The sequence below is a fragment of the Testudinibacter sp. P27/CKL/0425 genome, assembly GCF_052931395.1.
The window spans coordinates 2073600-2094931 of record NZ_CM128801.1 but is presented as its reverse complement, the minus strand read 5'-3'; the positions used below and the strand labels follow the sequence as shown (position 1 = coordinate 2094931).

At 42.2% G+C, this 21332-nt stretch carries 24 protein-coding genes; 20 read left to right on the top strand and 4 right to left on the bottom strand.

Features of this window, described 5'->3' with window-relative positions:
- Positions 1-24 precede the first annotated feature (24 nt).
- The 14 genes from ACUHGC_RS10435 to ACUHGC_RS10370 all read left to right on the top strand — a co-directional run bounded on the left by ACUHGC_RS10435 (position 25) and on the right by ACUHGC_RS10370 (position 10046).
- Entirely contained in the window at positions 25-234 is a 210-nt protein-coding gene (locus tag ACUHGC_RS10435) for a helix-turn-helix transcriptional regulator (RefSeq protein ID WP_446833244.1), read from the top strand.
- 9 nt (positions 235-243) lie between these two features.
- Positions 244-1050: an antA/AntB antirepressor family protein gene (locus tag ACUHGC_RS10430; RefSeq protein ID WP_446833243.1), complete on the top strand. Its 807-nt coding sequence runs from the start codon at positions 244-246 to the stop codon at positions 1048-1050.
- A gap of 10 nt (positions 1051-1060) precedes the next feature.
- Positions 1061-1795, top strand: coding sequence for a Rha family transcriptional regulator (locus ACUHGC_RS10425; RefSeq protein WP_446833242.1), 735 nt, complete (start codon positions 1061-1063; stop codon positions 1793-1795).
- A complete protein-coding gene (locus ACUHGC_RS10420; RefSeq protein ID WP_446833241.1) occupies positions 1782-2015 on the top strand; it encodes a helix-turn-helix domain-containing protein in 234 nt (77 codons plus the stop codon). Before ACUHGC_RS10425 ends, ACUHGC_RS10420 begins: the two co-directional genes overlap by 14 nt.
- Positions 2016-2171: 156 nt before the next feature.
- Positions 2172-2345 (top strand): hypothetical protein, encoded by a 174-nt coding sequence (locus ACUHGC_RS10415; RefSeq protein ID WP_446833240.1) that lies wholly within the window; start codon positions 2172-2174, stop codon positions 2343-2345.
- 173 nt (positions 2346-2518) lie between these two features.
- Entirely contained in the window at positions 2519-2965 is a 447-nt protein-coding gene (locus tag ACUHGC_RS10410) for an ArsR family transcriptional regulator (protein ID WP_446833239.1), read from the top strand.
- Positions 2966-3324: 359 nt separating this feature from the next.
- On the top strand, positions 3325-3786 hold the full coding sequence (locus ACUHGC_RS10405; RefSeq protein WP_446833238.1) for a terminase small subunit: 462 nt from the start codon (positions 3325-3327) through the stop codon (positions 3784-3786).
- Between the two features lie 18 nt (positions 3787-3804).
- Positions 3805-4158, top strand: a complete 354-nt coding sequence (locus tag ACUHGC_RS10400) for a hypothetical protein (RefSeq protein WP_446833237.1) — start codon at positions 3805-3807, stop codon at positions 4156-4158.
- Positions 4159-4173: 15 nt separating this feature from the next.
- Entirely contained in the window at positions 4174-6567 is a 2394-nt protein-coding gene (locus ACUHGC_RS10395; protein ID WP_446833236.1) for a hypothetical protein, read from the top strand.
- Positions 6568-6964: 397 nt separating this feature from the next.
- The gene (locus tag ACUHGC_RS10390) at positions 6965-7144 is read left to right on the top strand and encodes a host cell division inhibitor Icd-like protein (RefSeq protein WP_446833235.1); all 180 of its coding nucleotides are present in this window, start codon (positions 6965-6967) and stop codon (positions 7142-7144) included.
- Positions 7137-7367 carry a hypothetical protein gene (locus tag ACUHGC_RS10385; RefSeq protein WP_446833234.1) on the top strand — a complete coding sequence of 77 codons (231 nt, stop codon included), beginning with the start codon at positions 7137-7139 and terminating at the stop codon, positions 7365-7367. The genes ACUHGC_RS10390 and ACUHGC_RS10385 overlap by 8 nt, the downstream gene beginning before the upstream one ends.
- Positions 7368-7382: 15 nt before the next feature.
- Positions 7383-7553, top strand: a complete 171-nt coding sequence (locus ACUHGC_RS10380) for a hypothetical protein (protein ID WP_446833233.1) — start codon at positions 7383-7385, stop codon at positions 7551-7553.
- A gap of 316 nt (positions 7554-7869) precedes the next feature.
- The gene (locus tag ACUHGC_RS10375) at positions 7870-8184 is read left to right on the top strand and encodes a helix-turn-helix domain-containing protein (RefSeq protein WP_446833232.1); all 315 of its coding nucleotides are present in this window, start codon (positions 7870-7872) and stop codon (positions 8182-8184) included.
- A gap of 449 nt (positions 8185-8633) precedes the next feature.
- Complete coding sequence (locus ACUHGC_RS10370) at positions 8634-10046, top strand: glycoside hydrolase family 1 protein (RefSeq protein ID WP_446833231.1); 1413 nt, start codon at positions 8634-8636, stop codon at positions 10044-10046.
- 13 nt (positions 10047-10059) lie between these two features.
- Here the strand turns inward: ACUHGC_RS10370 and ACUHGC_RS10365 are convergent, their stop codons facing one another.
- Positions 10060-10944 (bottom strand): MurR/RpiR family transcriptional regulator, encoded by an 885-nt coding sequence (locus ACUHGC_RS10365; RefSeq protein ID WP_446833230.1) that lies wholly within the window; start codon positions 10942-10944, stop codon positions 10060-10062.
- Positions 10945-11014: 70 nt separating this feature from the next.
- On the opposite strand from ACUHGC_RS10365, the gene ACUHGC_RS10360 reads away from it, so the two are divergent.
- Positions 11015-12412 carry a PTS transporter subunit EIIC gene (locus tag ACUHGC_RS10360; protein WP_446833229.1) on the top strand — a complete coding sequence of 466 codons (1398 nt, stop codon included), beginning with the start codon at positions 11015-11017 and terminating at the stop codon, positions 12410-12412.
- Between the two features lie 237 nt (positions 12413-12649).
- Here ACUHGC_RS10360 and priC read toward each other — a convergent pair whose 3' ends face one another.
- Positions 12650-13252 carry a primosomal replication protein PriC gene (gene priC / locus ACUHGC_RS10355; RefSeq protein WP_446833228.1) on the bottom strand — a complete coding sequence of 201 codons (603 nt, stop codon included), beginning with the start codon at positions 13250-13252 and terminating at the stop codon, positions 12650-12652.
- 498 nt (positions 13253-13750) lie between these two features.
- On the opposite strand from priC, the gene brnA reads away from it, so the two are divergent.
- The 4 genes from brnA to ACUHGC_RS10335 all read left to right on the top strand — a co-directional run bounded on the left by brnA (position 13751) and on the right by ACUHGC_RS10335 (position 17493).
- Positions 13751-13999, top strand: coding sequence for a type II toxin-antitoxin system BrnA family antitoxin (brnA, locus tag ACUHGC_RS10350; protein ID WP_446833227.1), 249 nt, complete (start codon positions 13751-13753; stop codon positions 13997-13999).
- Positions 14000-15463: 1464 nt separating this feature from the next.
- Positions 15464-16480 (top strand): porin, encoded by a 1017-nt coding sequence (locus ACUHGC_RS10345; protein WP_446833226.1) that lies wholly within the window; start codon positions 15464-15466, stop codon positions 16478-16480.
- Between the two features lie 126 nt (positions 16481-16606).
- Positions 16607-16918: an IS1/IS1595 family N-terminal zinc-binding domain-containing protein gene (locus ACUHGC_RS10340; RefSeq protein WP_446834888.1), complete on the top strand. Its 312-nt coding sequence runs from the start codon at positions 16607-16609 to the stop codon at positions 16916-16918.
- Complete coding sequence (locus ACUHGC_RS10335; RefSeq protein WP_446833225.1) at positions 16915-17493, top strand: IS256 family transposase, variant Zn-binding type; 579 nt, start codon at positions 16915-16917, stop codon at positions 17491-17493. Before ACUHGC_RS10340 ends, ACUHGC_RS10335 begins: the two co-directional genes overlap by 4 nt.
- Positions 17494-17684: 191 nt before the next feature.
- On the opposite strand, the gene sppA is transcribed toward ACUHGC_RS10335, so the two are convergent.
- Complete coding sequence (gene sppA / locus ACUHGC_RS10330) at positions 17685-19541, bottom strand: signal peptide peptidase SppA (protein ID WP_446833224.1); 1857 nt, start codon at positions 19539-19541, stop codon at positions 17685-17687.
- A 108-nt stretch (positions 19542-19649) separates the two neighbouring features.
- Here sppA and ACUHGC_RS10325 point away from each other — a divergent pair, with 108 nt between their 5' ends.
- Positions 19650-20201, top strand: coding sequence for an NAD(P)H nitroreductase (locus ACUHGC_RS10325; protein WP_446833223.1), 552 nt, complete (start codon positions 19650-19652; stop codon positions 20199-20201).
- Between the two features lie 68 nt (positions 20202-20269).
- Here ACUHGC_RS10325 and ACUHGC_RS10320 read toward each other — a convergent pair whose 3' ends face one another.
- Positions 20270-21280, bottom strand: a complete 1011-nt coding sequence (locus ACUHGC_RS10320; protein ID WP_446833222.1) for a YeiH family putative sulfate export transporter — start codon at positions 21278-21280, stop codon at positions 20270-20272.
- Positions 21281-21332 lie beyond the last annotated feature (52 nt).

Genomic DNA, 21332 nt, shown 5'->3' with positions numbered 1-21332 from the left:
ACCAAAAAACGAGGACGGCAAAACATGAACATTCAACCCCAAATCGACACTACAGAAAACCGCAAATTACTTAAGCAATTATTGACCTTGAAAGAGGTTAAGACCGTAACGGGGCTTTCTACTACTACGATTTATAAACACATGGAAGCTGGCGAGTTTCCTAAGCCTAAAAAGTGCGGTAGCCGTGCAGTGCGCTGGCGTTTAGCTGATATTGAATCTTATATCAACGCATAGGGGGCTAGTATGAACGTATTAACCTCAGCCCAAGCGAAAGCATTAACCCCAGTCAAAGCACCAGCAGAAGCGGTTATTTTTGCGAATCAATTACCGATTCAAGAAAGCTATTTTCAGGGCGTAACCACGCACAGCATTAATGCGAGAGATTTGCACCGCTTTTTAGAAAGTAAGAGGCAATTTGCCAACTGGATAAAAAGCAAAATTGACCAATATGGATTTAAACAGGGTGAAGACTTTGCCATTGTTGAAAGTTTTTGCAAGCCAGAAATGACTAGCAAAAAATCCACTGGTGAAAATTTGAGCTTAACAAATTTGTTAAGCGCAAAAAATAAACAATCCACAAAAGCACGCCCGCAAATGCAAATTGACTATCACATTTCGTTAAACATGGCGAAAGAATTAGCGATGCTGGAGCGCAACCAACAAGGCAAATTAGCCCGTAAATATTTTATTGATTGTGAAACCGAGCTGAACCGAGTAGCACCACAGACGGCGGAGATGTTGCGCCTTGACTGGCTGGCGCAACGGGAAGCCAGCCTAATCCGTTCAGGGCGAGATCCGCAGAAGCGCTATCACTACAGCAACGAATCGGCAATGGTTTTATCGGTGGTGCTAGGCAAAAGCGATAAACAATACCGCAAAGAACGGGGCATTGTTGGCAATATTCGCCCAACTTTAAACGTTGAACAGTTGGAGAAATTAGCCTATTTGGAACAAGCGGACGCAATGCTACTGAACGCAAATATTGACGATTTTCATGAACGGAAGCAGAAATTAATTATCGCCTGTTCTAACCATTTTTGCAGATGTTAAGGGGGAAATTATGCAATCTATCAGCACAAACACAAAAACCGCACTTTTAACCGATGCGCCAGCAGTTCAGCCATTGCCAGAAGTGATTTACCACAAGCATAAAGCCCTGACAACGTCGCTAGCGGTGGCGAAGTTTTTTGGTAAACAGCACAAGAATATTTTGCGAGCAATCGAAAATTTAGAGTGTTCGCCAACATTCAACGAGCTCAATTTTGAGCTGGTTAAATACACCGATGAAAAGGGTGAGCGTCGCCCAATGTACCGCATGACCCGAAGCGGATTTGTATTTTTAGCAATGGGATTTACCGGGAAGAAAGCAGCTCAATTCAAAGAAGCCTACATTACTCGATTTGATGAAATGGAACGCTGGATTGTTTCAAGGGAATCACTAGCCAAAACCAACGACAGATTAGGCGATGCGGTGAAATTCTATTTGCAGGCAACAGGCGCAACCGATCCGCACGCTTACAGCCGTGAGCATACCTTGATTTATTGCGTGGTGTTAGGTTGTAGCCGTAAGACATGGCTAGAGAAACACGGATTGCCACCAGACAGTGAAATCAGAAACCACTTGAGCCAAACACAATTAGATTTGATTGATGTTTTAATCCCGCAATCAGCGGCAATGCTTAACATGATGATGACCTACAAAGACCGTAAAAACGCCTTAACCGAGTTTGCATTGCGATTCATTACACAATCGGAGCAAGTAGCACCGCAGGGGGGAAGTCATGAAATCCATTAATTCCACCAACACCCACAATCAACGCTTGTTTATTTTGGCGAGATTGCGAGAGGCACCACACAGCACGCTTGAATTTAGAGATATGGGCGTTTGTTCGCCAGCCGCCCGAGTGCTTGAGTTGAAAGAGCAGGGGTACAAAATCACTACCCATTTTCGAGATGAATATGACAGTGCAGGGGTAAAACACCGCATTGGCGTTTATACCCTACGCAACGAATAGCGACAAAACGAAATAAGAAGCGCATAGGGAGGTTTTTATTATGAAGATGAATAAACAACCAGCAAACAAAATAACGGCTTAAAACCAACGCTAGGCGATTTAATCGCACAGCTTGAAAACATCACCGCAATTGCTGCTCACTACGGAAGCGGCAAATTGATTGAATGGAAAAACGAAGACGGGCGCTATAGCCACACCGCAACCGCTGAAGAATCGTTTAATTATCTATCAGAGCTGGCAATGCTGGCGCAGGCTGACGCAATGGCGCTACAGAAACAGCTTAGCGCCTTGATTGGCGGGGGATCAACTTACACCGGTGAGGAAAGTTAAACCCCAAGATTACCACAAGGGAGACGTTAAGATTACGGTAAGGCAGACGTTAAGATTACGGTAAGGCAGACGGTAACATCACGGTAACCTTGCATTGATTGTAACGGCACAAAAAAGCCCACGTTCAGGCATGAAGCAGTGGGCAAATTTAAATCAAGTAACGGTTTTATTATATGGGAAGACGACAGCAAGAGCAACGGAGAGCGCCAAAAGACAAACGGCAAGCTGAATTTAAACGCTCAACCAACGGCCAATCTTATTCTGCCTTACGCAAAGATTTAGTGTTTAGCGATGAATTTTGTGCGCTAAGTGGAAATGCGGTCAAGTTGATGAATATCCTGATGGCAAGTTACAACGGGAAGAACAATGGTGATCTTGCTATGCCGCAAACAGAAATACAAGCAAGCAAGATTGGTATGAGTCCCACCACGTTCAAGAAATCGCTGAAAGAATTACTCGATAGCAAATTTATTGAGGTCAGCAGGCGAGGCGGAAAAAATCAATGTTCACTTTACGCCCTGACTTGCTACAAGGTTGACCGGTTGAATAATCAAACAGAACTATCACCCACATCAACCGCTAAAGATTCATGGAAACGTAAGCCAAGAAGTGAGGCTTGATTGTGGTGGGTGTCTTTTGTTGCGATGACCAAATTTTTTTAATCCTGTTTCTCAGTGTTCTTCGGTGGTGGATTTTGATTTATCCCCTCAATGAAAAGCGAATTAAAAATAAGGTATATGGCAATAAGATATATAAAGGTAGTCAGATTCTGACTATCAGAAATAGCAAAAAAGGGGCTGACTTAGTCAGATTCTGACTATCAACCTCAAAAAATAATCTAATTTAGTCATTTTCTGACTATGGTTTAGTCAGATTCTGACTATCAAAAAATACTTGCAACTTTGAACTATAACGTACGTTACTAATTTATTTTTAGATAAATTTAACAATAAACAGCATCAAAACACAGGAGAAAAAAATGGCATTAACCCAAAAACAAGAAGCGTTTTGCCTGGCTTATATCGAAACAGGCAACGCCACCAACGCATATAAACAAGCATATTCGGTTGAAAATATGAAACCTGAATCGATCAATGTGGAGGCTAGCAAGCTGCTTAATTCCCCTAAGATTTCCCAAAGAATCGAAGAGCTACGTCAGCCGGTTATTTGTTCGCTGCAATATGCGTTAAGTCAGCATTTGAGCCGGTTAGATATATTGAGCCGGAAAGCTGAGGAAGCGGGGCAATTTTCTGTTGCAGTAAATGCAGAAATTGCGAGAGGCAAAGCAATGGGGCTTTATGCTAAGTCAGAAGAGAGCGCCCAAGTGATTTTCGGTAATCGTGAACAGGAGATTAAAAAAATAGCTGACCCAAACGGCTATAAATTAGAGCAACTCATGTCTTTTGATGTGGGTAATTTTAAGTTTCTATCTGAAGAATAATTTATTAAGGACAATAACATGACAGGATTAAATATTAATAGTGACTTATCTGAAATGCAGAAAAAACCCGTAAAGGCTACACGGTTTATTCAATTTCCTAATTTTACTATTTTGCCAAATTTAGACTTTTTTAACGTAATTGTTTTCTTAGGTGAGGGGGAGTATTTAATTTATCGAACACATATTCTAGATATTAGAGAGGCATTTCTACAGGTTAAACTTGCTCAAGAAACAAGTAATATTCCTTTGCTTGTATCGGATGAGGTCATTGCTGCACGGGATATAGTAAGCCATTGCCTAACAATTAACCCAATAGAAATTATAGATCCGGTTGCTGAAATAGAAGCGCCAACCGATTCCATTATTCATTAATAAAAGGATAGCAAAATGAGTGAGAAAATAGGTGATATTCACATTGATATTAGCATGGAAACAGCAGAGCTTTTAAAATCAGCTTCGAGTGCAGATTTTGCATTAGAAAAGCTTGAAAAGAGTCTTGAAAGTGCAGCAAAAACTGTTGAGAAGTTTGACGCTAAATTAAATAAAATGGCAAAAACGGTTAATGAAAATACAACTACTGCGGGTAAATCTAAGCGAGCATTTGAAGAATTAGCTGGTGCCATGCTAAAAGGCGGTCAAAATACGGAAAGTTATATTTCAAGCCTTTCCAGTTTAGGTTATTTATTTGGTGGGCTTGCCGGAGTGGTTGCAACAGCCGCAGGGGTATTACTGGCTGATTTTATTAGCTCACTCAGTAATTCTAAAACAGAAATAGAACGGTTAAAGCAGGCAATGAGCCAGCTTGATAATGTGATCAAGTTTTCTCAAAATGGTGTTGCTGCTTTATCTAATGAATATGCAATATTGATTAAAAGTAATGCAGATTTGGCACAAAGTATCAAGAACGCCACTCTAGCGGAATATAAACTTCAGATAAAAAATTCTACAGCAGCCGTTAAAGAACTTGTTAATGAGCAATCCTCATTCTGGCGCAGTATCATAGGCGGCAAGGTTTCCGTTGCTGAAATGGGAGATGTTTTATCTAAACTGAACATTACAACGGATGATTTTTCTCAAGCAATGGCACAGGCAAGAGCATTAGGCGAGGGCTACGAACATCAAATTACAAGTATTACCGGCACCACCAGCTATCTTGCCAAACAATTCGGCATCAGTGCAGATGAAGCCTTTAAATTGGGAAAAAAACTAACAGATCTAGCTGACAATCCTAGTCCTGACATGATTAGCCAACTCATGAATTATCTTACCTCTTTGAACAGCACCAGCTTAGAGGGTGAAAAACGGTTAAGAGCATTTACGACGGAATTAGGCGAAGCCGGGTTTACTGCAGTTAAAGCGTCCGGCTATGTTGATATGCTGGCAAACAGCGTCGATGCACTCAATACGATTACCCAACAATCTAACTTTGAATCAATGAAGCAAGGATTTGAGCAAGAAGCTATTATGTTGGAAAAAGGAGCGAAAGCAGCTAAAGACTATGCTATCGAGCACGCTAATCTCACCGACGAACAAAAGAAAGATCTGCTTGCGATGAACGCTGAAAATGAAGCATTACGGGAAAATAAAAAGTTAAAAGCAGCCACCAAATCTAAAGGGGGCTCTACCGCTATCAATCAAGCGACAAATCAATTAAAACAGCAAGAGCAGGCATTGGAAATCGTTAGACTGAAAGCGGAAGGCATGGATAAACAAGCTTTTATTTTGGCGGCTACGCAACGATTAGGCGCTAAAGCCACCAGCAAGCAAGTGGAACAGGCTAAAGCCTATGCTGACGTTATGTATGATTTAACACAGGCTGCACCTAAATTTGACAGCTTGAAAAATCAATATGGATTAGAATCTGAACGGTTAAAAGCTGAATATGATCAGAAAATAGCTTTCCTTGATGAATATGCTATTGCCCATGCAGCAAAACACCGAGAGATTGAAGCAACCCGAAATGCAATAGCGCTTGAATATCAGCAACAACGAGAAGAAGCGCAATGGCAAGAATTTATGAAAAGCAGTGAAGGCGCAGCTATGTTAGGCGGTGTTATTGATTCTTTGAACGGCACTATTTCCAATGCCTTTACCGGATTACTGACCGGATCAAAAAGTGCAAGAGAAGCATTAGCCTCAATTTCTAGCACCATTCTAAATCAGGTGGTAAGCTCATTTGTTGAATGGGGAATGGCTTCAACCAGAAGAGCTATTCTTGATATTGCCAACACAAAGAAAGCCACTGCAGCGCAAGTATCAGGCATAGCAACAGCAACCAGCGCACAGACAGCCGCAATTCAAACACAAACAGCCACAAGCACGGTAGCCGCCGCACAAACTACAGCAGCATGGACGCCGGCGGCAACAGTAGCCTCTATAGGTTCATTCGGTGGTGCTGCAACTATCGGACTTGCGGCAGTTATGAGCGCCTTAACAATGGCTGCAAGTGGTAGAAAAAATGGTGGACCGGTGTCGGCTGGCTCAATGTACCGCGTAGGCGAAAATGATCAACCTGAGATTTTTAAAGCCAATAACGGATCGCAATATATGATTCCCGGCAATTCAGGGCGAGTATTTAGCAATAAAGAATCACAAGGCGGCGGGCGTTCAGGCGGTGGTGGCAGTGTAACGGTGGTTGTGAATCAAACAAACCATTTTGGTGATAAAGAATCGAGGGGTGATGATCGGCGATTGGCAATTACTATTAGTGAGATAATTAAAGCTGAGGTGACTCACCAAATTGCCGATCAAATGCGTGATGGTGGAATGTTATCTAAATAGCCTTATCATGGTGCTTACTGCGCATTAATTTTTGCAGTAAGTACCTATTATATTCAAATTTGTGATCTAAATCACTTTACAACATACCGCACTTTAAATTATCTTGATAACGCTTTAGCAAAATCTAAAGCCGAGCCTGGAAACTCGAACGATATACCAACGGCGCATAACACGCCCGAATCAGCGTGTTTTTTTATGCGTACGATTCGCACACCCCAAGAAAAGACCCTTGCCCAAATTTGGACAAGGGGTAATTCTCTCAATGGTGGCGTGCGATGGGAAAGGTTTCGCCCTTTGCTGCTTTCCGTTGGTTGCAGTTTTCCAGCCCGTCGCACGTTACCGCCCAAGCCTGGAAACTTTAGCGGTAACTCTTAAATTGACCAACGGAGTTACAGCCATGATCTATTTATTTATCGGCATTGCCCGAACAGACCGTACTAACAAAATTCATTCTTTCCGCATATTCGCCACCAGCGAGCAGGAAGCCCGAGCCATGCTAGCCCGTGAATATATTCTTGCCTTTGCCGGACGGATTAACCGCACTTTAGCACTTACACAGGAGGTTAGTTATGTCTAATTTATTAGTTAGCCAAAAAATGAAAGATGAATATCTCATTGCCCGAATTGAAGAAGCTGAAAGCATTGTTTGTTTACTTCAAAACTGGTTTGAAGATGATAAGAGTAATCTAACTATCAGCCACGCTTTAGGGGTGCTGAATGGTTGTATAGCGGATGTTTATAGAGTGGCTTTATGGGAAACCACAGAGCAAGCTAATAAAACTGCGGATGTGCAACCGTGATAATAGGGGGTAAAGATGAATAATATCCGTTGGCAGGTAGCGGCACATTTTGACAATCAAAAGCCGTTTATTATTGGCAGCGATAGCGATATTCAAGCGGTGCTGAACCTTATCAAAAGCACGTTAGAAAAGGCGCAGAATCAGCCGCTAACAGGCTTATCCGTTAAGCGTGTAACCACAGCATAGCCAAGTAATACCAGCCTATGAAAGCCACTGTAACAGGTGGCTTTTTTTGCTGGTGGCTTAGGGGAAATAAAAAAGGTACTCCCGAGGGGGTACCCGCTCCACGGGGTTACGGGCTCACGGTTTTAGGCAATTTTTTACATTCCTAGCCGTCATCATCATTCCACCCGCTTAGATAAAATAATTCACCTATCAAGATTTCATTGATACCTTTCCACCACCAAGAAATAAAATCATCATTTGATCATCTATACTGTTACCACGTACAATCAGAACGGCAAGCGCTGGCGCACATGGTGAAAATTATCAAGGGGGAACAATGAGAGAGAGAAATTTATTTAATGAATTAATGCAGGGATTGCAGGAGATTAGCGATCATCAACAGGGCAAGATTACGCTAAAAATGGAAATGTTAGAAAAGCCTGAGCCGATTAGCATTACACCGCAGGAAGTGAGAGCTATTAGAGAGGGATTAAACCTCTCTCAAGCGGTATTTGCACGCAAATTAAGAACCTCAGTAAGAACATTCCAAGCATGGGAGCAAGGGCGCACTAAGCCAAGCCAACAAGCAGCACTACTTTTAAAAATGGTTGAACGTTCCCCGAAAATTTTTGAGGAATTAGCAACTATCTAGGCAGCACAAATTATAGATTTCATCTGCTGACCTGATTTGCGAAAAATACGCTATTTTATGGGTAGCTTTCGATTTTAGTAGTACGTTTAGCAGTACGTTTTGATATTTCAAATTTAACTTTCCAGCATTGACAAGGCTTGAAGTGGTGTACTTCAGATCTCGCCCAGGCACCAAAAACTAAAAGACTGCATTTTTTGCGGTCTTTTTTTATGTTCTTTTTTCTTTTCAGGCACGATTCTCTATCAATTCTTTTAATTTCAAATCGGCATTCTTCAAGATATTTGCGCGGCTAGTTTTAAGCAACTTTGCAAGTTAAGTTGCAAAAATTCGGGGATAAATGAAAAAAGAACGAAGCTAGCTTTCAAAATGCAGCTCGTCGCTTGAAGGTGATCATAAATGACTTAATATGCTTTGTAACAGTTTATCATTATTTATAAGGACGGCATGAAATGAAAAAATTTGTTGCAGAGTTTCCTAAGAATTTTCTTTGGGGAGGCGCAATAGCTGCAAATCAGGCAGAAGGTGCTTTTAATATTGACGGTAAAGGCTTGGATATTTCCAACGGTTTTCCAAACGGAATTAAACACGCTTATGATCCGGTCATTGATCCGAAGAAATTTTATCCCACACATGAAGCGATTGATTTTTACCATCGCTATAAAGAAGATTTGGCATTGATGGAAAAGATGAATTTTAATGTCTTCCGCACTTCGATTAACTGGTCGAGAATTTATCCTAATGGTGATGATCGCGAGCCTAATCAGGCCGGTTTGCAATATTACCGGAATCTCTTTGACGAAATGTTGAAAAGAGGAATGCAGCCGGTTGTCACCTTAAGCCATTATGAAACACCGGTTCATTTAGTTGAAAAATACGGAAGTTGGCGTAATCGTCAATTAATCGACTTCTTTTTGACCTATTGTGAAACCGTCTTTAGTGCATTTAAAGATCAGGTTAAATACTGGTTAACTTTCAATGAAATCAATAATATGCGTCGTATGCCGGGGGCTGCCGGAGGGATTTTCTTTGCCGAAGGCGAAAATCAGCAACAGGTTGTGTATCAGGCAAGCCACAATATGTTTGTGGCACATAGTTTGGCGGTAAAACTTTGCCGCGAATTATGCCCTGACGCAAAAATCGGGTGTATGTTGTCACTCAGCAACGTATATCCCCACACTTGTAATCCGGATGATGTATTTGAAACCATGGAATTAAGACGTCGTTCTTTATTTTATGGTGATGTGATGATTCGCGGCGAATATCCGGCTTATGCGGCACGGATTTGGGAAGAAGCCGGAGTAAAAGTGGAAATGGATCAGGAGGATGAACAAATCATCAAAACATATACCTCGGATTTCTTGGCTTTTAGTTATTACCGCACTTCAACTCATGAATACGGTCAGCCGTTCCATGGCGATACCGGCGGTGATCAGGGAACGCCTAATCCTTATTTAGCAACAACGCCTTGGGGATGGCAGATCGATCCCGTCGGGTTGCGTTATACCTTAAATGAACTTTACGATCGCTATCAACTTCCTTTGTTTGTCGTCGAAAACGGTTTGGGACAAATAGATACGCCTGATGAAAATGGTTATATCAATGATGATTATCGAATTAATTATATTCGAGAACATATTTTGGCGATGAAAAATGCGATTCAAGACGGGGTTGATTTAATGGGTTATACCTATTGGGGGCCAATTGATATTGTGAGTGCCGGAACCGGTGAAATGAGTAAACGCTACGGTTTTGTTTATGTTGATAGAGATAATAAAGGCAACGGTAGCTTGGAACGTCGCAAAAAAGCCTCTTTCGATTGGTATGCGAATGTTATTCGCTCAAATGGTATGAAGCTAGAATAACGCAATTTATTTATTAGAACTTTTCTTTTATATGGTTATAAAAATAAGTTCTTTCGGCTTTATGTTTTGAAAAACGGGTTAAATTATCTAAATTTTTCTCGTAATTCAATGAAAAGATTAACCCATAAAGACAGTCTAGAGTGAATAACATCGAAGTACGCGAGGAAAAAGAACCCATTTTATAGCGGCTTTCCGTATTGGAAATTCGCAATGTCGCGGTAGCAAGGCGATCATAAGGCCAGGCATTTGGATTGGCAGTCAGTAATACGAAAGGTGTTTTTTTACTGATCAGTTCATCAATACTGTAATTAGTTTGCAAGCTGTTGCAATAATGGGAAATAACCAGTGCCGCTTTTTGAATGTTGTTATTGGAATTGGTTGCACTGGCTTCTTGAAATCCGGAAAGGGATTCGAGCTGAGATAATTTGCCGATACGCAATAATTTATAATGGAAATCTTCGGCAATAATGAGTGATTCGCCACGTGCATAAATACGGATAATATCCGCTTTTGCGAATAATTTTGCGGCTTTATCTAACTGATCAAAATTAAGCTGGCGATAAGTTTCCTCTAGTGCTTGATGAGATAAATTAAACAGCTTTTTCGCCACATTTTCTCTACTGTCTTTTGGTTTAAGGGGAATATCGACTGAGATTTGTTCGTTATTTTGGGAAAAAGAAGCTAATTCTGAAGCTAATTGAATTTTAAATTCGGAAAAACCTTTAAAACCCAATTTTTTACAAAAACGAATAATTGAAGCTTCAGAGGTATAACATTTTTGGCTGAGTTCTTCTAAAGAAAGGCTTAATGTCAATTTGGGAAAGGCTTGAATAAACTTAATTAATAATTGTTCGGATCTTGTCCACTTTTTATTACTGATGAGTTGCTCACTAAGCATTTTCGTTCCCCATAAAAAATCGCTTTAGTTTAACATAATAATTTAGGTTTGACCTAATAAAGAGGTTACGATGGACTACAAACAAGTTGCAGAAGAATTAATCGCCTTATCAGGCGGTGTGGAAAATATTACGACTTATATGCATTGTGCAACGCGATTACGCTTTTATACTAAAGATAAAAGCAAAATACAGCAAGCACAAATCAAGGCGATTAAAGGCGTGTTGGGGGTGGTCTTTGTAGGTGAGGAATTACAGATTGTTTTAGGCAAAAATGTTAATCCTGTATATGAAGAGGCTTCTCGCTTGATTGAAGCGACGCGTAACGGTCAGACCGCTAGCATTCATCAAGAGAGCAGTGCAAACTCCACCGAGCAAGTTAAACAAAAGATGACTATTGGTAAAATCTTTACCAGTGTCATCAGCTTTGTGTCTGCAGCGGTGACGCCGATGATTCCGGGCTTGGTTGCCGGCGGGATGTTAAAAGTCTTTTTATTATTGATAAAACTGGCATTTCCTAGTTTTGGCGATACCCAAACATATACATTACTCAGTTTACTCTCTGATGTGCCTTTCTTCTTTATGCCTATTTTTGTGGCGTACGGTGCGGCTAAAAAACTGGGTGCGACCCCGATTTTTGCTATGGTGGTGGCTGCCACATTGGTTTATCCGAATTTTACGACATTCCTGAAGTCTACAGAAAGTATTGAGATTCTTAATATTCCAGTTATGGTAGTGAAATATAGCGGTACATTATTGCCGGCTTTATTAATCGGACTATGTGCCTACTATGTTGAAAAAATCATGACGAAAATTCTACCGGGTATTGTTCGGCCTATTTTGCTTGGCGTCAGCACCATGGTGATCACATATATTCTTGGGATCACGATTTTAGCCCCGCTTGGCGATTTTATCGGTGGCTATGTGGTCAATATTTTCCTCTGGTCATCAGAAAATCTTGGACCGCTGGCGATTGGGCTATTGTCAGCTTGTATGCCTTGGTTAGTCATGACAGGCATGCACCACGCAGTCACCCCTTTCATGGTACAAGCGATTGCAAATCCGGGCTATGATATGTTGTTCCGTCCGGCATATTTGCTGCATAACATGGCTGAAGGCGGTTCGTGTTTGGGAGTTGCTTTGCGTACCAAAAATAAGGCATTGCGAACAGAATGTTTGAGTTTGGCGGTCGGTTGTATTGTAGCCGGTGTTACTGAACCTGCCATTTATGGTGTCAATTTACCACTCAGAAAACCGATGATCGGTGTTATCGCAGGAGCCGCTTCCGGTGGTATTGTTGCCGGTCTGTTTGGCGTCACGGCTTATGTATACGGTTATTCAACAATACTGGCTATCCCTATTTTCCAACATACAATCATGGCGATTATTGCCGCGATCATTACCGCAATTGTGGTTGCAGCGATTGTTACGACAGTGCTTGGTTTTGATGAAAAACATTTGAATCACTAAACTGATGTTGTGACGAAGCAGGCTGAATGATTCCGCCTGCTTTTGTTTTGTTTCTATTTTTGTATAATAAACACAAATGTGGTTAATTTTGAGAGCTAAGCTTCTATTAGATAGACATTTTATAGACAGAACGGCTTTTTCTGGCTCTTTTTATAAGGGCTTTGGATAGTTATGATTGAATAATCATGCGTCAGAGTAAGTTGTTTATAAACATATTTTCCGATGGAGTAATAATGCTTAATTTTTTCGTTTTTTATCAGCTTCGATTGCATTATTAACCGCACTTTCGCCGCGTTCGCGTTCAGCCACGAACAGCAAATATTCCTCTAAATTATCAATCGCATCTTGGCAACGCAGCTTGCGCTGTTCCGTGTGTTGGATTTTTTGCAGTAACAGCGGCTGCTGTGAGGCATCGGCTTGCAACAGCGCTTCATTTTGCTGCGCGATCAAATCATTTAACCGGCGCAAATAGTCATAATATTTCTCCAACCGCTCTTTATGTGGCAGCTGGTGCACCGAATGATTATCTGCCTCGTGCGGAGCAGGGCGGGGGGCAAAGTGCGGTTTGCGGCGGGTATTCGGCTGAAGCAAATCCAGCAGCGCATGATATTGCGCCACTAATTTTTCCGCATAAAATTCAGCTTGCACGGTTTCCGTCACATTTTGCAGAATTCGCAGCGTTTGTTGTGCTTCCACCAGACATTGCCCGACCGTTTCATTTTCCGGTGAAAACAGGCGCGGATCGAGCCGTTGGCGAATTGGTTTATTTTGATGCCCGCTTAACGCCTCAAAATAGTGCCGCATATTATCCAAGTGCGGTTGCATATTGCGTTGTTGCATAAGAATTCCCTACTTATTTTTCGTTTTGCGATCGGGATCGAGAAAAAAGGTTCTAAAAAATGTATTAAAGCAAAATTTATTTTAGATTAGCGGCTCTATGAACACAATTGAAGGATAGTGATTTCTTATGTTAAATATTTTTAGGCGTCCAATCGAAAGGGAAACGCTGAATGATTGGGCTAAAATTATGAATGATGTTGCCAAAGTTGCAATTTAAGCATTCCCTGTTATGCTTTATGGTAAAGATCCGATTTATATCAAAATCACCAATGCAATTCTGCTGATCATCAGCGTGTACGGTAGTGTTTTAATTTCACGCCAAATTCGGCGGCATCAAGCAAAAAACAAGGAGATGACAAAATGAATTTCACATTCGGACTTGCTGTTTTGGCGCTGTTGATATTGTGCATTGCCATCGTTATTCAACGGGTGCTTAAATAACAAAAAGAGCGGTATAAGCCATTTATACCGCACTTTTGCGCTAAATGGGAAATGGTCATGAATAATCAAGCTATTATAAACAAAACTAACGCTAAAGAATTTGAGCGGACATTTGATGAGGGAGAGACCGATATTTTGCAACATTTCGATCTCTCAACCGCGAATCGCCCAAATCAGAAAAGTAAACGTGTAAATGTGGATTTTCCTATATGGATGGTTGAGGGGCTGGATAAACAAGCGGCTCATTTAGGTGTGCCACGACAAGCCCTGATTAAATTATGGATAGCTGAAAAGTTGCCACAATAATGCCACAAATGCTTAAAATAGCACGCTATCCCTCCCCCAGCCTTCGGCAGCCCCCTCCGTAAACGGAGAGGGCGAAACAGATTTCACTGTTCATTATTGGTGATAGGCATGATTTTCTCTCCCTCCGTAAACGGAGAGGGCGAAACAGATTTCACTGTTCATTATTGGTGATAGGCATGATTTTCTCTCCCTCCGCGTGCGGAGGGAGATGCCCGAAGGGCAGAGGGAGGCTGTGCGATATTTTATTTCACTGCTGTAGCAAACACAGTTGCTAGCCAAAAGACGATAAATAATCATATTTGCTTAAAATAGCACGCTATCCCTCCCCCAGCCTTCGGCAGCCCCCTCCGTAAACGGAGAGGGCGAAACAGATTTTGCTGTTCATTCTTACTGATAGACGTGATTTTCTCTCCCTCCGCGTGCGGAGGGAGATGCCCGAAGGGCAGAGGGAGGCTGTGCAATATTTTATTTCATAGCTGTAGCAAACACAGTCGCTACACAAAAGACGACAAACCCAAGCAAGATGATGAATAATCATATTTGCTTAAAATAGCACGCTATCCCTCCCCCAGCCTTCGGCAGCCCCCTCCGTAAACGGAGGGGGCGAAACAGATTTTACTGTTCAATTCTTACTGATAGACGTGATTTTCTCTCCCTCCGTAAACGGAGAGGGCGAAACAGATTTCACTGTTCATTATTGGTGATAGGCATGATTTTCTCTCCCTCCGTAAACGGAGAGGGCGAAACAGATTTTACTGTTCATTCTTACTGATAGACGTGATTTTCTCTCCCTCCGCGTGCGGAGGGAGATGCCCGAAGGGCAGAGGGAGGCTGTGCGATATTTTATTTCACTGCTGTAGCAAACACAGTTGCTTTGTATATCCATATATATACAGCAGCAAACGCATCCAGGTGTATTATCGCCTTGAGCGGTAAGCAGCCACGGTATATAACTTCCCCTCTAAATTTTCCCTCACAACAAAATCGGATTTTTCCAATAAATCAGCATATTACTCATAAAACACGAAATTTATTGCAGAACTTTGATCCAGGTCACACAAACGAACTGAACTTTATCGGCTGGTGCTTTCTGACAATCCGGCGAAATGAATTTACGGATTAAAATTCAATATAAAACAATGAGATAAAAATATTTGTTAACTTTCTACTTCTGAATAGGTATGAATAAACCACTCCAAAAAATAGGGCAAAACGGTTGTAAGATAATTACCGGTAAGTGGTTGTTTATTTTAAATCATTGAAAATAAAATGGTTATGGTTTGTGTTAACAAAATGTTTTAGGCTTGACAGAAAAAATGGATTCTGTCAGTATGTCCTCGGAAATTAAAAACAGGGTTGGACAACTCTGCTGAGTTAAAGTTCAATCTAAGTTCCGTTTATTTATGCATTAGCAAAGAAACATAAATAAATTAACTTTAAACTTAAGTAAAAAGGCAGACTATTATGAAAAAGACATTAGTAGCTTTAGCAGCAGTAGCAGCAGTAGCAGCAACTTCTGCAAACGCAGCAGTAGTTTATGACCAAGACGGTTCTAAAGTTGAAGTAGGCGGTTCTTTACGTTTACTTTTAAATAAAGAAACTGATAAACGTGGTGATCTGAAAAATGACGGTTCCCGTCTGCAATTCAAAGGCACTCAAGATTTAGGTAACGGTTTAAGCGCAATTGCGGCGATTGAATTACGTTTCCGTGGCAATGACAACACTGTTAAAAATGGTCCAGGTCAAAAAACCAGTAGCAGTGATTTTGGTGAAGTGAATACCGAGCGCTTGTGGGCCGGTTTGAAACAAGACGGCGTGGGTACCTTGACTTTCGGTCGTCAATTGACCAATGGTGATAGCATCCAATTGTCTGACTTTATCAACTACAAAGGTGGTAACGTTAACCTGACTGACTATGCAAATAAATCAGTGAAATTTGTTTCTGATAGCTTCGGTGGGTTTAGCTTCGGTTTAGACTATATCTTTGGTAATGAAAATAGAGCTGATGGCACAAAAAAGCCTTACGGAGATTATAAAAATGGTTATGGTGCGGCATTGTACTATAGCGGTGATGTAGCTCAAGATGTGAAATTTAACTTCAGAGCGGGCTATACTCAAGACAGATTGGATACTGTTGAAACAACTAAGCGTGACAGCTGGCGTGTGGCAGGTGAGTTCGTTATTGACCGTGTAACTTTTGGTTATAACTACGGTCAATCACGTGATAAATTAGCAGGTGTTAAACAAGCTAAAGAAACTTACCATATGGCTGGTGCGCAATACCGTTACTCCGATGTATCTGCGTTGAACCTGCAATGGAAACGTAAATCTGAAGGTAGTGATGCAACAAACACTTACATCGTTGGCGTAGATTATAAACTGCACAAAAATGTTTATACTTTCGCAGAATACCACTACGACAAAGTTAAAAATGGTAAAAACCAAAATGATGTTGGTGTAGGTTTACGCGTATTCTTCTAATTGATTAACAATTGGCATAGTAGACAAAAATGTGGCTGAAATCTCGCTTAATCCCTTATAGAATAAGGCGTTAAGTGAGATTTTTTAAAATGACCAAAAAATTGCTATTTCTGTGGTTCAGAACGCATTAAAAAACACGGTAAAAATTCAGGCAAGCAACGCTATAAATGCTTGGATTGTTTACGGACATATTCTCACACAAATTACCTTCAATCCGCCCAAATCTGGCACGATTACACCGTCGGAAAACAGACGTATAAGCAGCTTGCGTTAACCTATGATTGTTCGGTCAGGACTATCCAAAGGCACCTGAAAAAAGCCCCTAAAACGCCACTCAGCACACCGCAAACCACAATGTTGAATCTTATTATGGATGTCACTTTTTTCGGGCCACAATTCGGCGTATTAGTCATAATGGATTCCCGCTCAAAAAGGTGATTTACCACCAAATCGTTCGTACCGAAAAGGACATTTACTATACCAAAGCCATCAATCGATTGCGTAAAAAAGGATTTATTATTCAATCTATTACTTGCGATGGGCGACGGGGCTTATTGAAAGATATATTTAATACGCCAACCCAAATGTGCCAATTTCACCTTGTTGCAATGGTGATTCGCAAGCTGACGAGAAACCCTAAATCCGTTGCCGGAAAGGAACTGAAAACAATGGTTAAAACACTCAAGCAGAGTCACAAAAATGACTTTTATGTCCGTTTGCATCACTGGTTTTTGCAGCATAAAGCTTACTTAGAAGAACGGTCTGATATACCCGATAATCAGGGTAAATTTCCTTATAAACATCGCAAATTGAGAGGGGCTTATGCCAGTATTAAACGCTATATGGATTACTTGTTTGTCTTTGAAAAATACCCGGAGTTACGGATAGAAAAAACGACAAATCGGCTGGAAGGGCTGTTTAAGGATTTAAAGCAGAAATTATCCGTTCATAATGGACTAAACCGAAGGAATAAGATTATGTTTATACAGGATTTTTTGAATAAAAAGAGCTAGAAAAACTAGCGCTTTAAGAGGAGTAGCCACAAAAATGTCTAATAGAAGCTTAGATCTCAAAATCAGCCACATTTTTGGCTACTATGCCTAACAATTAGTAGCTCCCTTAAAAGGTCGGCTTTGCCGGTCTTTTTCTTAGGCATAATAAACAATAAATGCCCTTGCTAATCAAGGGCGTTTTTACGTGTAGTTTAATAACTAACACTGCAATCCAAGCAATAAATATATTGTCCGCCCGGATCATTGAGCTGTTTTAGCACGCCAAGTGAATTTTTAATTTCACGAGTCTGCTGCGGCGCGAGCCCAAACCACTGCAAAACCGCACTTTGCAGCTGAATTTGACCACGGTTTAGGATTTGTCCCACCAAACTTTGTGGTTCTTCAACAAACCATTGCACCGGCAAAAGATCGAATTTTGATTCATTTTCGCCGAGCTTCGCATTCGCCAGCTGCAAGGCGGCGCCAACGGCGGTGCCGAAATCGCCCAATTCATCGACCAGTTTGTGCTTTAATGCGTCTTGTCCAAGCCAAACTTGCCCTTGTGCAATGCTGTCAACCTGTTGCTTGCTTAAATTTCGACCTTCGGAAACCAACGTTAAAAATTGATCATAGCCGTTTTCGATAGTCATTTGAATCGCTTGGCTGACTTCCTCCGGTAGTTCGCGGGTTAGAGATATGTCGCTTAACGGTCCGGTATTCACGCCGTCGCTGTGGATTCCCCAATTTTTCAGGCTGTTTTCCAGCGTAAACATTGCGGCGAAAATGCCGATTGATCCGGTGATAGTGTTCGGGCTGGCAACAATATGATCGGCTTCCGCGGCGATCCAATAGCCACCGGACGCCGCCATGCCGCCCATTGAAACCACAATCGGAATGCCTCGCTGTTTGATTTGCTGCAATTGCTGGCGAATCAGTTCAGAGGCAAAGGCGCTGCCGCCCGGTGAGTTGACCCGCAGAATTAAGGCGCGCACCGCGTTATCGTTCAGCACCGTTTGCAACTGTGCAACAATGCTATCGCTGCCAGCGTTGTCCTCACTAGCTCCGTCAACAATTTCCCCTTCGATATTGACCACCGCAATTTTGTCAGGCGCATTGCTGAGGGTGCGATCCTCAAACTGGTTCAGGTAATCGGCGAATGCCACTTGGTTATAACTGCGGCGTGCATCATCATAGCCAAATTCAGCCTGTAACTGATTTTGAATTTCCCAATCGCTTTTTATTTCATGCACGAAACCTTGCTGTAGGGCATATTGCGCGCTGTTGGCTTGCACCGCTTTCAATTTTTCTAAATATTGTGTGGCTGACGGTAGAACCGCACTTGGCTCGATTTGTCGATTATCGGCGATAACGCGCTGGTAGTTTTGCCACATTTGATCAAGCCATTGGCGAGTGTTCGTTTTGGCTTCATTCGACATATCGTCACGCAGGAACGGCTCGACTGCCGCTTTATAGCTGCCGACGCGGAAAATATGCGGCGTGATGTCCAATTTTTCGATAAGCGATTTGAAATACAGATTATTTTGTGCCAATCCGGTGATGCCGACCTCGCCCAAGCGGTTGAGGTAAATATGATCGGCATAACTCGCCAGCAGATATTGCGACTGCGAATAAGTGCGCGCGAGCGCATAAACCGGCTTGTTCTGCTGTTTAAACGCGTTTAACGCTTCGCCGATAAACTGCATGGATGGCAAATCACCGCCGCTGAAATAATTTAAATCCAGCACAATGCCTTTAATGCGTTGATCTTTCACGGCATAATCAATTGCCTGCACCACATCAAAGGTTGAAATCTGCTGCGGAACCCGTTGGTTGTCCAGCTCGTGCAAGGCACTCAGTAAACTGCTTTGCGGGCGATTATCCGCCAAATAGCCGTCTAGATTGAGCACTAATGCGCCCTTGATATCCACTGGCTGTGAGGACTGCATAAATAAGCCGAACAGGGTAAAGCAGAGTAGAACAAACAGCAGAAAAACTACATTCATCACGACATCACGAATGCAGCACAACCCGCGCCACAGCGTTTTGACGATCTTCAACACGATATTCATCGAAATCCCCTTTAAAAAAGAATAATTCTTAATTAGATGAAAATAGAGTATATTGTAACAAGTATCTTGTTGGAAGCCTTAAAAACAGAAATTAACTCGGAGATAAAAATGGACGCATTGGAACTATTACTCAGCCGCCGTTCGAATAAAAAATTGACTGAACCTGCGCCACAGGGCGAGCAGTTAGATAACATCTTGCAAGCGGCGCTGCATGCGCCGGATCACGGCAGGCTGACCCCGTATCGTTTTGTGGTTATTGAAAAGCAAGGGCGCGATGTGTTGGAAACCTTGCTGAAAAGTGCGGTTGACGAATTCGATTTAGGCGAAGAACGCAAGAAAAAAGCCGAAGATGTCAGCCACCGCGCGCCGATGATTATTGCGGTTATCGCCAAAATCAACACCGATGTGCCGAAAGTGCCGGGCTGGGAACAAATGCTCACCGCCGGCTGTGCCACTTATGCGATGCAATTAGCGGCAAACGCGCAGGGCTTCGACAATGTTTGGGTCACCGGCCCTTGGGGGGACGGCAGCGAACTCAGAAAAGAGCTAGGCTGCGGCGTGCATGACAAAGTGATCGCATTTTTAATGTTGGGAACCGCAGAGCAAAAACTGGAAAAAGCCAAAACGTATGATTTGTCGGAGTATGTGAGCTACATTTAATCTGCTGATTTAAAAAGTAAAACCGTAATTTAATTGCTAAAAGTGCGGTTTGAGCTGTTGCTGAGCGGTTAAAAACGGTATGCCATCAGTTGTTGCAGCAATCCCCCGCCGATGACTAACCACAGCATCAAAATTGACGCCAAGACTAACGGTTTTAATCCGGCTTTTTTGATTGCCGAAAAATGAGTGGTGACGCCTAACGCCGCCATTGCTATCGCTAATAATATGGTATCCAAGGCGATTAACCTTTCAACGATTGCTGCAGGGAGCAGCGCAAATGAGTTAAAGATCACCACGCCGATAAAAATAAAAGCGAACCAAGGAGTGTTTACTCGAGTTTGGCTGTGATTTGCTTGGCATTGCCCGCGCGCGATCAATAAAGACAGCAATAGCAGAAACGGCGCTAACATCATCACCCGAATCATTTTGGTGGTGACTGCAATGTCGGCGATTTCCGGACTGATACTTTCCCCGGCAGCGACAACTTGCGCCACTTCATGCACGGTCGAACCGATATAAATCCCATAGGATTCAGGCGAAAGCCCCCACCAATCCAGAAAGTACATTTTAGGATATAAAAAAATCCCAATCGTGCCGAACACCACAACCGTCGCAATCGCGACCGAGACTTTTTCGGATTTTGCCTTGACGAGCGGTTCTGTCGCCATAATCGCCGCCGCTCCACAAATCGCAGCGCCGGAACCGATTAACAACGTGGTTTCTTTATCCAATTTTAGCCAGCGATGCCCCATATAAGAAGCCAAGCTGAAGGTAATGCCGATTACCAAAATATCCGAAACAATACTCGCCATGCCGACATCCGCCACTTGCTGTAGCGTTAATCTGAATCCGTATAAAATAATGCCGAGCCGCAATAATTTGGCTTTACTGAAATCAATTCCGGCAGCGCAATGCGGCTGGATTTTGGCATATAACGTATTGCCGATGATCATGCCGATAATAATGGCAATCGTTAAGCCGCTAAAACCATAACGAGTAATCGCGTCATAGCTGCTGAGAAAGAGCGCAACAAGGGTAATCACCCCGCTCAAAAAAATGCCCGGAAGGAGTTTTAACATATTATGAAAGTATTATTGAATGATGATACGGCGCAATTATTACCGACGAGGG

What these genes read in the sequence shown, in the direction of transcription:
- ACUHGC_RS10430 (WP_446833243.1), top strand. Translation starts at nt 244, where the DNA reads ATGAACGTATTAACCTCAGCCCAAGCGAAAGCATTAACCCCAGTCAAA.
- ACUHGC_RS10345 (WP_446833226.1), top strand. Translation starts at nt 15,464, where the DNA reads ATGAAAAAGACATTAGTAGCTTTAGCAGCAGTAGCAGCAGTAGCAGCA.
- ACUHGC_RS10365 (WP_446833230.1), bottom strand. Translation starts at nt 10,944, where the DNA reads ATGCTTAGTGAGCAACTCATCAGTAATAAAAAGTGGACAAGATCCGAA.
- ACUHGC_RS10390 (WP_446833235.1), top strand. Translation starts at nt 6,965, where the DNA reads ATGATCTATTTATTTATCGGCATTGCCCGAACAGACCGTACTAACAAA.
- ACUHGC_RS10385 (WP_446833234.1), top strand. Translation starts at nt 7,137, where the DNA reads ATGTCTAATTTATTAGTTAGCCAAAAAATGAAAGATGAATATCTCATT.
- ACUHGC_RS10410 (WP_446833239.1), top strand. Translation starts at nt 2,519, where the DNA reads ATGGGAAGACGACAGCAAGAGCAACGGAGAGCGCCAAAAGACAAACGG.
- ACUHGC_RS10400 (WP_446833237.1), top strand. Translation starts at nt 3,805, where the DNA reads ATGACAGGATTAAATATTAATAGTGACTTATCTGAAATGCAGAAAAAA.
- ACUHGC_RS10380 (WP_446833233.1), top strand. Translation starts at nt 7,383, where the DNA reads ATGAATAATATCCGTTGGCAGGTAGCGGCACATTTTGACAATCAAAAG.
- ACUHGC_RS10325 (WP_446833223.1), top strand. Translation starts at nt 19,650, where the DNA reads ATGGACGCATTGGAACTATTACTCAGCCGCCGTTCGAATAAAAAATTG.
- ACUHGC_RS10425 (WP_446833242.1), top strand. Translation starts at nt 1,061, where the DNA reads ATGCAATCTATCAGCACAAACACAAAAACCGCACTTTTAACCGATGCG.
- ACUHGC_RS10395 (WP_446833236.1), top strand. Translation starts at nt 4,174, where the DNA reads ATGAGTGAGAAAATAGGTGATATTCACATTGATATTAGCATGGAAACA.
- brnA (WP_446833227.1), top strand. Translation starts at nt 13,751, where the DNA reads ATGAATAATCAAGCTATTATAAACAAAACTAACGCTAAAGAATTTGAG.
- ACUHGC_RS10435 (WP_446833244.1), top strand. Translation starts at nt 25, where the DNA reads ATGAACATTCAACCCCAAATCGACACTACAGAAAACCGCAAATTACTT.
- priC (WP_446833228.1), bottom strand. Translation starts at nt 13,252, where the DNA reads ATGCAACAACGCAATATGCAACCGCACTTGGATAATATGCGGCACTAT.
- ACUHGC_RS10320 (WP_446833222.1), bottom strand. Translation starts at nt 21,280, where the DNA reads ATGTTAAAACTCCTTCCGGGCATTTTTTTGAGCGGGGTGATTACCCTT.
- sppA (WP_446833224.1), bottom strand. Translation starts at nt 19,541, where the DNA reads ATGAATATCGTGTTGAAGATCGTCAAAACGCTGTGGCGCGGGTTGTGC.
- ACUHGC_RS10360 (WP_446833229.1), top strand. Translation starts at nt 11,015, where the DNA reads ATGGACTACAAACAAGTTGCAGAAGAATTAATCGCCTTATCAGGCGGT.
- ACUHGC_RS10370 (WP_446833231.1), top strand. Translation starts at nt 8,634, where the DNA reads ATGAAAAAATTTGTTGCAGAGTTTCCTAAGAATTTTCTTTGGGGAGGC.
- ACUHGC_RS10375 (WP_446833232.1), top strand. Translation starts at nt 7,870, where the DNA reads ATGAGAGAGAGAAATTTATTTAATGAATTAATGCAGGGATTGCAGGAG.
- ACUHGC_RS10405 (WP_446833238.1), top strand. Translation starts at nt 3,325, where the DNA reads ATGGCATTAACCCAAAAACAAGAAGCGTTTTGCCTGGCTTATATCGAA.
- ACUHGC_RS10420 (WP_446833241.1), top strand. Translation starts at nt 1,782, where the DNA reads ATGAAATCCATTAATTCCACCAACACCCACAATCAACGCTTGTTTATT.